Raw genomic sequence first — 10,703 nt, 5'->3', positions numbered from 1 at the left:
CGGGGGCGCCTCCGGCCGCGACGGGCACGGTGTCGCCTCCGGCCGCGATGGGCACGGGGTCGTCTCTGGCGCCGGCCCGGACGGATCCCGGACCGGGACGCCGCGGGGGCCGGGTTGTCGGTCAGGCACTCGACCACCTCCACGGTGCAGCCTGCTCGAGTACCAGTCGACCACACACGGCACCCGGAACGCACGCGTGTTCTGGACGGAGTCGGCCCCGAGTACGGTTGCCCGGGGTACACACGACCGTCCGCGACACCGGAAATCACCCGATCGGGTCGTGTTCCCCGACCCTGCCGAGAAGAGCCCCGGCGAACGACAGGCCCACACCGGAGGAAGGAGTACCCGGGACGTGACACAGTTTCCGACCCAGCCACCCGCGTGCGTCGAGGAGTCGGCGGGGTCCTGGTGCGCCCAGGTGTGGCGGGCCACGGGCAACGAGTGGCTGGCGACCTCGGCGGACTGGCTCGTGGCGAAACCGCTGCGCATCTCCCTGATCGTCCTCGGGGCCGTGCTGATCCGGCTGATCGTGCGCAGGATCATCGACCGGCTGACCCGGACCGAGGACACCAACGGCAACGGCAGGCTCCCCGCGCTGCTGAAGCCGATGCGCGAGCACGCCCCCGAGGTGCTCGGACCGGTGGTGCTGGAACGGCGACGGCAGCGGGCCCGCACCATCGGGTCGGTGCTGAAGTCGTTGACCAGCTTCGTGGTGTTCGGTCTGGCGTTCGTGCTGGTCCTGGGTGAGCTCGGGATCAACCTGGCACCCATCCTGGCCTCGGCGGGGATCGTCGGCGTCGCCGTCGGTTTCGGTGCGCAGAATCTCGTGCGCGACTTCCTCTCCGGGATCTTCATGATGTTGGAGGACCAGTACGGCGTCGGCGACGTCGTCGACGTCGGGGAGGCCGTCGGCACGATCGAGTCGGTGGGACTGCGGATCACGACGCTGCGCGACCTGAACGGGACGGTGTGGTACGTCCGCAACGGCGAGGTGCTCCGGGTCGGCAACTTCAGCCAGGGCTATGCCGTCGCCCTGGTGGACATCCCGGTCGGGTACAACGTCGACGTGCCCAAGACCACCGAGCTCCTGCAGCAGGTGGCCGAGCAGGCCTCGGCGCGGGAGCCGATCGCGCCGGACGTGATGGAGCCGCCCGAGGTCCTCGGCGTCGAGACCGTCACCGCCGAGGGCATCCAGTTCCGGGTGACGATGAAGGTGCGCCCCGGCAGGCAGTGGGCCGTGCAGCGGGCGCTGCGCGCGGAGATCATGCGTGCCCTGGAGCGGGAGGGCGTCGAACCGCCGTTGGGTCGGTTCTTCACCTCGGCACAGGCGCGCAACGGGGAGACCGGCACGGTCTGAGCCCGCGGCCGGACGGCGGAACCGACCCGGCCGGGACCACCGGCCCGCACGGCAGAATGGAGGCGTGGCTGACGTGAGCAGTGCCCCGACACCGGACCCCGGGACCTTCTACGACGCCGTGGGCGGCGAGGAGACGTTCCGCAGGATCGTCGCCCGGTTCTACGCCGAGGTGGCCGAGGACGAGGTCCTGCGTCCGCTGTATCCGGAACAGGACCTGGGCCCCGCCGAGGAACGGCTCCGGCTGTTCCTCATGCAGTACTGGGGCGGCCCGCACACCTACTCCGACCGGCGCGGCCACCCGCGCCTGCGGATGCGGCACATGCCGTTCAAGATCGGGCCGATCGAGCGGGACGCCTGGCTGCGGGCGATGCGGATCGCCGTGGACGAGTCCGGGATCGAGGAGCCCTACCGTTCCCAGCTCTGGCAGTACCTGGAGATGGCGGCGCACTCGCTGATGAACAGCTTCGAGTGACACGGGAACGGGCCCGCCACCCACCCCGACGGGGAGAGTGGCGGGCCCGGCCCGTTCCCGGCGTGCGCCGGATCAGCGCCCGGGGGCCCTCAGTAGGAGGGCTGGGTCTGGGCGTTGAACTCGTCGAAGTGCACCGCGTTGGCCGGGGCGGTCCGCGGGTCGCGGATCGTCAGCACGTCGAGGCCCTTCTGGATGTCCGACGAGTAGATGTGGCCGTTGTAGTAGTACGCCGACCACGGCCCACCGATCATCAGGTTCTCGTCCGAGAGCGGGCCACGCTCCCAGTAGCCGATCTCGGTCGGGTTGTCCGAGTCGGTGAAGTCCCACACCGACACGCCGCCCTGGTACCAGGCCTGCACCAGGATGTCGCGGCCCGGCACGGGGATCAGCGACCCGTTGTGCGCCACGCAGTTCTCCGTGTCCGCCTGGTGCCGCGGGATCTTGTAGTAGCTGCGGAACTCCAGCGCGCGGTCGTCACCGCGGCCGGTCAGGTCGTAGATGCCGTTGGCGCCGCGCTCGGGACCGACGTCGGCGTTGCAGGTGGCCATCCCGCCACCGCCCAGCTCGTCGGTGAACACGACCTTGCTGCCGTCGTTGTTGAACGTGGCGCTGTGCCAGAACGCGAAGTTCTCGTTGTCCTGCACCCGGTCGATCACCCGCGGGTTCATCCGGTCGCTGATGTCCATCAGCAGCCCGTCACCCATGCAGGCGCCGGCCATCAGGTCCTTCTCCGGGTAGGCGGTCAGGTCGTGGCACCCGGTGGTCGCGCGGGTGTAGCCGTTGCCCGGGTTACCGCCGTCCGGGAACAGCACCGGCTCGGACACCAGCTCGGCGTTCTCCGGAGTGTCCACCGGAACCTCGACGAGCGAGATCTTGTCGTGCGGCGGCTGACAGTTCGGCAGCTCGGGCGCGGGCGAGTACGACGACACGTACAGCAGCACGGAGTCGCGCTCGGGCGCGGGCACCATGGTGTGGGTGTGTGAGCCGCAGTCGGTGCGCACCGCCGAGACGTACTCGGGCGAGGTCAGGTCGCTGATGTCGAAGACCTTGATGCCCTCCCACGAGCCCGCGTCCGCCGCCGAGGCCGGTTCGCTGGAGCAGGAGGCGTCCGACCGGGCGTAGTCGGTGCTCAGGAACAGCAGGTCACCGGAGACGGACACGTCGTTCTGCCCGCCCGGGCACAGCACCTGGCTCACGATGCGCGGCTTGTGCGGCTTGCTCACGTCGTAGACGACGAACCCGTCGTAGTTGCCGACGATCGCGTGGTCGTCGGTGAAGGCGATGTCGGTCCCGTAGGCACTCTGCGTATCGAACGGCGCCTGCTTCGGGATGTTGGCCCGCTGTTGCATGTTCTTGCTGTGCACGACCTCGTCGACATCGGGGATGTCGTCCTGCGCCACGGCCGCGGGGGCGCCGACCCCCGCGAAGGCCAGCGCCGTCACCCCGGCGACGATCGTGCCGAACCGTCCACGTCCGCGTGTTCTCACTGCGACGCACTCCTTCCCACCGCTGTTCGGCGAGAGGCAATTGTCGGTGCGGCCGATCACCGGGCGAAAGCGACGAACGGAGGGTTCTTCGCAGGGAAACCGGCGTGGATCTTGACGCGGGCTCCCGCCCGGCGGTTCGCTGACCCGCATGCGAGGTGCTTCGAAAGCGGGGATGCCGTTGCTGGCCGTCGCCGTGGCGGTCGGACTGGCCGGGTGTACGGGCGATGCGGGGACCGGTGCGGACGCCGGAGGCACCGCGCCCGGCGTGATCGTGCCGGGCGGCCCGGGGGAATCCGCGCGGACGGTGGAGCCCGGCAACGCGACCGGACAGCGCCGGCAGGTCGAGGTCACCGAGGCCGACATCCGTTACATGCGCATGATGATCCCGCATCACGAGCAGGCGGTGACGATGACCGACGTGGTGCCCGACCGGGTCCACGACGACGGGGTCGCGTCCCTGGCCGAGCGGATCTCGGTCGCCCAGGCCGGGGAGATCGACGCCATGCGGGCCTGGCTGGACCGCAACGCCCCCGGCGGCGCCGACGGCGGTGACGGACAGGGCCACGCGCACGGACGGATGCCGGGCATGGCCACGCCGGAGCAGCTCGACGCCCTGCGCGCCGCGGAGGGGGCGGAGTTCGACCGGCTGTTCCTCGAACTCATGATCACCCATCACGAGGGTGCGCTGACCATGGCGGAGAACTACCTGCCGGACGGGGTGGAGCCGAACGCGCTGCACATGGCGCAGGAAGTGATCACCACCCAGACCGCCGAGATCGAGACCATGAACGGGATGCTCGACGGATGACCGGTGGCCGTGGCCGGCTCAGACCAGCAGCGGCAGCAGGGCGTGCCTGCGGCGCAGCACCGCGCCGTAGCGGGCGTCCAGCCGCAACCACCCGCCGGTGGCCGAGACCCGCACCACGTCGTCGGTGAGCGAGGAGTCCACGAACCCCATCCCGGACAGCGCGAACAGGCACCGCATCGGCACCCCCACCTCGAGGTCCGCACCGGACACCGTGAGCACGGTCTGGTCCATCAACGACGCGGGCGGGGTGCCCTGGGGCCCCACGTTCTCCCGGGCGAGCGTCACACCGCGGTCGGCCAGCTCGGCGACGACGCCCACCGGGAGGTCGTCCACCGCCTTCCAGTCGGCGCCCCCGTGGGTCGGCAGTTCCGACCGCCAGAGCAGGTCCCGCGACGGCCCGGGGTCCATCGACGCACCGGGGGTGACGGTCAGCGCGGCGAGCAGTTCGTTGCCGGAGACGCTGATGTCGCCGGGTTCCACCGCACCGGCGACGGCCCGGGTGACGAGCACCTCGAACGGCGTCGACACCCAGGCCTCCAGCACATCCGCCGTGCGCATCCGCAGCCGCACGACGGCCTGCCCGTCGAGCCGCACCGCCCGCGCGACGAACGCGGCGAGGCTGTCCCGGTCCGCGGGGTCGGCGATACGCAGTTCGGTCACGCTGGGTTCTCCTCGACGGGCTCCGTCACGCTGGTTGTCCGCTCGGGATGTACTCGGCCAGGAACGCCCGCTCGGTGGGAGTGAGCCGCCGCGGCCGGTTGTTGCCCACATCGTACGGAGCGAGCACGGTCGTGGCGGTCGCGGCCACGGGGTCGCTCTCGCCCGGCCCGGTGTGCACCGTGTATCCCAGCGTGAACGAGGCGTTGCGCAGCTCGGTGAGCACCATCCCCACCCGGACGTCCCGGCCGTCGACGACGATCGGCGTGCGGTAGTCCACCGACAGCCGCACCACGACGATGCCGCGGGCGAACTCCCCCAGGGCGGGGCCGTCCGCGCCGGAGCCGGAACCGTCCCCGCCGTCGTCCCGGGTCCCGGCACCGGCACCGCCGCCGAACAGCAGCGGCACCCGCGCCTCCTCCAGCACCGTCACGAGCCGGGCGTGGTTGACGTGCCCGAAGGCGTCCATGTCCGACCACCGCGGACGCACGTGGGCCACGTACTCACCCATACCGACTCCTCCCCCGGCACGCACCGGCGCACACCGGAACCCACCGGCGTGCGCGTTCTCAGCGCACCGTACCCCGGATCTGCCGCGCGGCCACCGAGAGTGTGGCGAGATCGATCCGGCCCGACCGTTCGATCTCGTCGAGGGTGACCCGGGCCCGGGCCAGCCGGGAGGAGTTGGCCTGTTCCCACTGCGCGATCCGGTCGGCGGCGCTGTCGCCGGGTTCGCTCTGCCGCAGCGCGTCCAGCGTGATGGCCCGCAGGGAGGAGTACAGGTCGTCCCGCAGCGCGAGCCGGGCGAGGGCGTGCCAGCGGTTGCCCCTCTCCAGCTCGTTCACCGAGCGCAGCATCCGGTCCATGCCGAGGTGGTCGGACACCGCGTAGTACAGCTCGGCGGTCTCGGCGAGACCACGCTGGTCGGTGGGCCCGCCCTGCTGCTCCGCCAGTTCCGCCACCTCGGCGATGTCCAGCAGGGAGTAGCTGGGCAGCAACAGCGACACGCGCCGGGCGAGCCCGTCCGGAACCCCCTGCGCGGTGAGGGCGTCGGTCTCCCGGCGGACCACCTCGGCGTCCTCGCCGCGCAGCAGGTCGCCCAGCACGGGTGCGAGCCCGGTCACGGCATCGGTGAAGCGGTGCCGCTCCGCGGCGACCGCGAGTGGCTGCGGCCGGTTGGTGAGGAACCACCGCGCCGCCCGGTCGAGCAGCCGCCGGGTCTGCAGCACCATCGCGTCGGTGGTGTCGGTGGGCACGACGTTGTCCAGCTCGGCGATCGCGGCCCACACCGTGTGCAGGTCGTACACGCCGGTGACCACGGAGTACGCCCGCACCGCGTCGGTGGCGGTGGCGTTGAGCTCCTCGGCCAGGCGGAACGCGTAGGAGATCCCCGCACCGTCGACGACCTCGTTGACCAGCAGCGTCGTGGTGATCTGCCGCCGCAGCGGGTGCCTGCCGAGCGCCGTGCCGTAGTCCCGGCGCAGCGGCTCGGGGAAGTACTCCGGCAGCCTGCCCGCGAACACCTCGGCGTCCGGCAGGTCCCCGGCGAGCAGCTCGTCGTTGAGGTCGAGCTTGACGTGCGCGAGCAGGGTGGCCAGCTCCGGGGAGGACAATCCCTCCCCGGCGTTCTCCAGTTCGGTGAACCCGGCGTCGTCGGGCAGGGCCTCCAGCTCGCGGTCGAGCGCGCCCTTGGCCTCCAGCGCCGCGATCTGCCTGCGGTGCACCGAGAGCATGGGTGCCGCGTGCGACCGGCCGACCCCGAGCACGGTGTTCTGCCGGTAGTTGTCGGCCAGGACCAGGTCGCCGACCTCGTCGGTCATGCTCTCCAGCAGCTCGTTGCGCGCCTCGGTGTCCAGGTCCCCGCCCGCGACGAGCTCGTCCAGCATGATCTTGATGTTGACCTCGTGATCGGAGCAGTCCACCCCGGCCGAGTTGTCCAGCGCGTCCGTGTTGATCTTGCCGCCGGCCCGGGCGTACTCGATGCGGCCCCGTTGGGTGAGGCCGAGGTTGCCGCCCTCCCCCACGACGCGGGTGCGCAGCTGCCCGCCGTCGACGCGGACCGCGTCGTTGGCCTTGTCGCCCACATCGGCGTGGGTCTCGGTCTCCGCCTTGACGTAGGTCCCGATCCCGCCGTTCCACAGCAGATCCACCGGGGCGAGCAGGATGGCCCGCACCAGTTCCGCCGGGGACATGCTGGTGACGTCCGCGTCGAGGCCCAGCGCCCGCCGCACCTGCGGGGTGACCGGCACGCTCTTCGCGCTGCGGGGGTAGATCCCGCCGCCCTCGCTGAGGACGGAGCGGTCGTAGTCGTCCCAGGACGACCGGGGCAGCCGGAACAGCCGTGCGCGTTCGGCGTACGACGCGTCCGGGTCCGGGTCCGGGTCGAGGAACACGTGCAGGTGGTTGAAGGCGGCCACCAGACGGATGCGGTCGGACAGCAGCATGCCGTTGCCGAAGACGTCCCCCGCCATGTCCCCGATGCCCACCACGGTGAACTCGTCGCGCCGCGTGTCCAGGCCGAGCTCGCGGAAGTGCCGCTTGACGCTCTCCCACGCACCCCGCGCGGTGATGCCCATCTCCTTGTGGTCGTACCCCCGGGAGCCGCCGGAGGCGAACGCGTCCCCGAGCCAGAACCCGTAGTCGGTCGCCACCTCGTTGGCGATGTCGGAGAACGTGGCCGTCCCCTTGTCGGCGGCCACGACCAGGTAGTTGTCGTCGCCGTCGTGGCGGACCACGTCCCGTGCCGGGACGGTGACACCGTCGACGAGATTGTCCGTGAGGTCCAGCAGCCCGGAGATGAACATCCGGTAGCAGGCCACGCCCTCCCGGTGGTGCCGTTCCCGGTCGGTGCCCGGGTCGCCGGTGGGCGCGGGCGGGTTCTTCACCACGAATCCGCCCTTGGCGCCGACCGGCACGATCACCGCGTTCTTCACCGCTTGCGCCTTGACCAGACCGAGGACCTCGGTGCGGAAGTCCTCCCGGCGGTCCGACCACCGCAGCCCACCCCGGGCGACCGCGCCGAACCGCAGATGCACACCCTCCACCCGGGGGGAACACACGAAGATCTCGTACGCCGGGCGCGGCTCCGGCAGGTCGGGGACCTGCTGCGGGTCGAGCTTGAGCGCGAGGTAGGGCCGCGGCGTGCCGTCGGCGTCGGTCACCCAGTGGTTGGTGCGCAGCGTCGCCACGATCACCGAGAGCAGCCTGCGCAGGATGCGGTCGGTGTCCAGGCTCGTCACCGCGTCGATCATGGTGCCGAGCTCGGCGACCCGGGTCTCGGTCTCCACCTCCCGGGTGTCCGCGTCACCCGCCGGGTCCAGCCGGAGCTCGAACAGCCGCACCAGTGCCGTGGTGATGTCGGTGTGGGTCAGCACGGCGCTCTCGATGTAGGCCTGCGAGTACGGCGTCCCGGCCTGCCGCAGGTACCGGGAGTACGCCCGGAGCACGGCGACCTGCCGCCAGGTCAGTCCGGCCCGCAGCACCAGGGCGTTCAGCCCGTCGCTCTCGGCGTGCCCGTGCCACACCGCGGCGAAGGCGGCCTGGAACCGCTCGCGGAGATCGTTCTCGGCCCACTCGTCGAGCTCGTCCAGCAACCGGGGTTCGATCCGCAGGCCGAAGTCGTAGATCCAGCAGCGGGTCCCGTCGGCGGTCTGCACCTCGTACGGGCGCTGGTCGATCACCTCGACCCCCATGTGCTGCAACATCGGCAGCAGCGCCGACAGGGTGACGCCCTCCCGCAGGTACAGCGTGAACCGGCGCTGTCCGGCGAGGGCGTCCGGGGGCACGTAGAACGCCATCGCCAGGTCGTCGGGCCCGCTCAGCCCCTCGAGCCGGCGCAGGTCGGCCAGTGCGGTGTCGGCCGGAAAGTCCTCCTTGTACGCCTCGGGGAACGCGGAGGCGTACCGCTGACCCAGTTCGGTGGCCGACTCCTCACCGGCGAGGGTGACGGCCTTGCCGTCCGCGGCGCGCGTCCTGCGCTCGGCGAGGATCGCCTCGACCATCGAGTCGTCCCAGGTACGCACCGCCTCGTTGAGGCGTTCCTGGATGTGCAGGGTGTCCGGTTCGGACGCGGTTCCCGGAGCCGTGTACACCGTGAAGTGGATCTGGGCGAGCAACGTCTCGCCGAGGCGGGTGCTGTACTCGAGCCCGGTCCCCTCCAGCTCGTCGAGCAGCACGTCCTGCATCGCCAGGCGCGAGCGGGTGGTGTAGCGGTCGCGCGGCAGGAACACCAGGCAGGAGAAGAACCGTCCGTACGGATCGGTGCGCAGGAACAGCCGCAGCCGCCGGTCCGCCAGCGTGATCGCCCCGGTGGCCGTGGCGTAGAGCGACTCGGAGTCGGCCGAGAGCAGGTCGGCCAACGGCCAGTTCTGGAGGACCTCCAGCATCCGCGCGCCCGAGTAGGACTCCAGCGGGAAACCCGCCCGGTGGATGACCTCCCGCACCCGGTGGTTGATCACCGGGATGTCCAGGACGTCCTCGTGCAGCGCCGAGGAGGTGAACATGCCGAGGAACCGGTGCTCCCCGGTGACCCGGCCGGTGTCGTCGAAGGTGCGCACGCCCACGTAGTACGGATGCACCGGACGGTGCACCGTGGACTGCGCGCTGGCGTGGGTGAGCACGAGCAGCGTCGCCGACGACACGGCGGACGCCGCCTCCGGCCCGCGGGTCAGGGCCCGCGCGGTGTCGCTGTCCTGGCGCAGCACGCCCAGGCCGGAGGCCAGCGCGGGACGCAGCACGGCCCCGTCCGACTCCGGGTCGGAGACCACCTCGTAGTGCCGGTAGCCGAGGAAGGTGAAGTGCCCCGCCGCCAGCCACGTCAGCAGATCCGCGGCCTCGTCGACGTCCCCGGCCGGCAGCGGGGGTGGGCACTCCCGCAGGCTCCCGGCCACGGTTTGGGCCTGCCGGGTCATCTTCTCGGCGTCCTCGACCACCTCGCGGACGTCACCGAGCACCCGGATCAGCGCGTTCTCCAGGTCGCGGGTCCGGGACGGGTCACTGACCGGGTCGATCTCGAGGTACATGAAGGACTCGACCATCGCGCCCGGGGGCGGGTCGGCGACGTCGGCCTTCGGGTGCACCTGGCGCAACGCACCGGTGACGTCCCTGCTCACCACCACGATCGGATGCAGGATGCGCTGCACCTGCACCCCGCTGCGGGACAACTCGGCGGCCACCGAGTCGACCAGGTACGGCATGTCGTCGGTCACGATCTGGACGACCGTGGCCTCGCGCGTCCACCCCGCACCCACCGCGCCGGGGTTGAACAGCCGGACCACCGGACGGCCCGGCACGCGTTGGCCGGCCAGGTCGAGATGCGCCCGGACCGCACCCACGATCTCGCCGGGATCGTCGGAGAGGACCTCCTCGGCGGGCACGAGCCGGTAGTACAGCCGGATCAGGTCGGCGATGTCCGGCGCCTGCGCGGCGGCGGCCTCGACCAGCTGGTCGCGGAGATGGTCCGGGTTGCGGGGTGCCGACGGGGACGTCGAGCGGGTCGGCGGTGCCGCCGTCACGATCGTCCGCTGTGTGCTACCGGTTCGTGCCGGCACCCCGGCCGGGCTCCTGTCAGACAACGCCATTCTCCACAGTCCTCGCGTGACCACACTGTCGTGAGCGATACGGGCCACTCTGCCACGACCGTGGACGGCGCGGGGGCGTGGGCGTCACCCTTCGCCGCGGTGTCTCCCGTTCACCCCGGAGTGGTGATCCCGGTCGTCGTCCACACCGAGCTGCTTGACCAGCGCCGAGGCGCTGGAAGTCCCGGCCTGGTGCTCGGCCAGCGCACGGGCGAGCAGCTCCGCGAGACCCGCATCGGCGGGCGGATCATCCCGGGGCGCCTCCGGTCCGGTGTCCCCGGCACGGGAACGGGGGGCCTCGCCGGGCGGCGGACCGTCCGACGGCACCGCCGACAACGTCACCGTC

General features: G+C 71.5%; 7 protein-coding genes and 1 pseudogene. 3 read left to right on the top strand and 5 right to left on the bottom strand.

All coding sequences use genetic code 11. From position 1 onward, the window contains the following. Window positions 1-352: 352 nt before the first annotated feature. Together ACTIR_RS0117865 and ACTIR_RS0117860 are read left to right on the top strand one after the other, a co-directional pair. Window positions 353-1,357 carry a mechanosensitive ion channel family protein gene (locus ACTIR_RS0117865; protein ID WP_026455304.1) on the top strand — a complete coding sequence of 335 codons (1,005 nt, stop codon included), beginning with the start codon at window positions 353-355 and terminating at the stop codon, window positions 1,355-1,357. A gap of 73 nt (window positions 1,358-1,430) precedes the next feature. Beyond that, on the top strand, window positions 1,431-1,829 hold the full coding sequence (locus ACTIR_RS0117860; RefSeq protein WP_007024964.1) for a globin: 399 nt from the start codon (window positions 1,431-1,433) through the stop codon (window positions 1,827-1,829). Window positions 1,830-1,918: 89 nt separating this feature from the next. Here the strand turns inward: ACTIR_RS0117860 and ACTIR_RS0117855 are convergent, their stop codons facing one another. After that, window positions 1,919-3,316 carry an LVIVD repeat-containing protein gene (locus tag ACTIR_RS0117855; RefSeq protein WP_026455303.1) on the bottom strand — a complete coding sequence of 466 codons (1,398 nt, stop codon included), beginning with the start codon at window positions 3,314-3,316 and terminating at the stop codon, window positions 1,919-1,921. A gap of 148 nt (window positions 3,317-3,464) precedes the next feature. Here ACTIR_RS0117855 and ACTIR_RS0117850 point away from each other — a divergent pair, with 148 nt between their 5' ends. Next, a complete protein-coding gene (locus tag ACTIR_RS0117850) occupies window positions 3,465-4,124 on the top strand; it encodes a DUF305 domain-containing protein (protein ID WP_034240784.1) in 660 nt (219 codons plus the stop codon). Between the two features lie 18 nt (window positions 4,125-4,142). Here ACTIR_RS0117850 and ACTIR_RS0117845 read toward each other — a convergent pair whose 3' ends face one another. From ACTIR_RS0117845 to ACTIR_RS27275, 4 genes and pseudogenes are all read right to left on the bottom strand, one after another. Continuing rightward, window positions 4,143-4,784, bottom strand: a complete 642-nt coding sequence (locus tag ACTIR_RS0117845) for a hypothetical protein (protein ID WP_026455301.1) — start codon at window positions 4,782-4,784, stop codon at window positions 4,143-4,145. Window positions 4,785-4,809: 25 nt separating this feature from the next. After that, window positions 4,810-5,292 (bottom strand): acyl-CoA thioesterase, encoded by a 483-nt coding sequence (locus ACTIR_RS0117840; protein ID WP_026455300.1) that lies wholly within the window; start codon window positions 5,290-5,292, stop codon window positions 4,810-4,812. Between the two features lie 58 nt (window positions 5,293-5,350). Beyond that, window positions 5,351-10,294, bottom strand: coding sequence for an NAD-glutamate dehydrogenase (locus ACTIR_RS0117835; RefSeq protein ID WP_026455299.1), 4,944 nt, complete (start codon window positions 10,292-10,294; stop codon window positions 5,351-5,353). A 150-nt stretch (window positions 10,295-10,444) separates the two neighbouring features. Continuing rightward, window positions 10,445-10,703: pseudogene (locus ACTIR_RS27275) on the bottom strand (hypothetical protein); the annotation flags it as partial.

The organism is Saccharomonospora iraqiensis subsp. iraqiensis (assembly GCF_000430445.1).
Lineage (GTDB): Bacteria > Actinomycetota > Actinomycetes > Mycobacteriales > Pseudonocardiaceae > Saccharomonospora > Saccharomonospora iraqiensis.
Note: the sequence above shows the minus strand (reverse complement) of the source record. Positions and strands in the feature narration are given on the sequence as shown.